Annotated in this window: 1 protein-coding gene; it reads right to left on the bottom strand. The window is 65.9% G+C overall.

Translation table 11 applies throughout. The features are described from left to right. Window positions 1-521: 521 nt before the first annotated feature. Window positions 522-1,055 (bottom strand): hypothetical protein, encoded by a 534-nt coding sequence (locus NKJ55_RS35360; protein ID WP_352453919.1) that lies wholly within the window; start codon window positions 1,053-1,055, stop codon window positions 522-524. Window positions 1,056-1,256: the final 201 nt, after the last annotated feature.

Raw genomic sequence — 1,256 nt, 5'->3', positions numbered from 1 at the left:
CCCCAACGGGGGTTGACCGCACAAAGCAGGCGGTCGTCTACAAAGGCGACATGAAACGGGAATGGCCCCGGATGCGGCAGATGGAAAAGAACTCAGGCCGCCATCGCTTGGCCGACGCAACGCTGCCGGATCGCACGAACAGGCTGCAGCCTCTCGGGTCATGTCCTCGGCATCGCCAACACGTCGAACAGCAGCATGCGCGTGAACCGCCTTGCGCGTTTGGCATGGCGGCACAGCGGTTTCGAGATCGGAGCCGACTGGCAGCGAACTTCACGCCCCACGGTGGCGATGCCTCGCAGCCAGGTTGAAAGCAAGCCAGGATGTTCGGCACGCTTGTACCCGCTTCAGATGCGAGACGGGTCAAGATGATCATGCTGCACAATGCCCCGCGGCTCTGCGCGTGGGCCGGATTCGAAGTAGGGTTGGCCCCGGCCGTTCATACAAGTGGAGTTGGGGCGCGGAGCCGGATCAAGCATATCGGAGATCGGACCCACCGGGCTGTCGGGGAAACCGCCCGTACATCATCCTGGCAACGCCAGACGCTCGTCCGGCGTCATGCGGGCTTCGGCCTGGCGGCGAATGTCCGGATCGACATGGCGCAGCATGGCGCACCAGTCTTCCACATTGTACGTCGTCGCCATGCTGCCCCTGGCCAAATCGTAAATGACGCACGGCTTGTTCGCGATGGCGAGCCGAAATACGTTGACGGCCGTACCGGGTGATGCGCCGTCCCAGACCATCATGCCAAAGTCGGCGCGCCGCGCCATCTCCCGGTCCTTGGCGGCGTGGACCCAGTATCCTTCGGCGCGCTCAGGAGCAGGAACATGGTAGGCAGCCCAGTCGCCCAGATTGTTGCGGGGTTCCTTGCCCGCATGGAAGACCCCGACATGTTCGTAGCCGTAGCCAGCGAGCAGGCCCTGCGCCTCGGCATCGGCTCCGGGCGCGTCGCCAATCAGCACGCCGTGCTCGGCAGCAACGATTGCGCCGATGCGAGTGATAGCAGGTTCCGGCAGCTCGAATATCTCGCGTGATCCACCTACGAATATCATCGACATGGTGACTTTCCCTTCTCTCCAGCGTCCCCCGCCCCGCGCCGGCCGCCCTCTCCCTCTAGCCCTGCGCGAGGGATCGTCACCCGAAGGCCGAGACGGCGAAGCCGGCTCGGGGAGCGGCGGGACGCCGCGACTAGAGCCCGGCCGGACGCAGGCCGGCGCGCCCGGACCCTGCCGCTGCCGGAGGCGCCGCTGCCGGAGGCG

Origin of the sequence: Mesorhizobium sp. M0106 (assembly GCF_040322715.1) — a bacterium.
In the GTDB taxonomy this organism is placed as follows: domain Bacteria; phylum Pseudomonadota; class Alphaproteobacteria; order Rhizobiales; family Rhizobiaceae; genus Mesorhizobium.
Note: the sequence above shows the minus strand (reverse complement) of the source record. Positions and strands in the feature narration are given on the sequence as shown.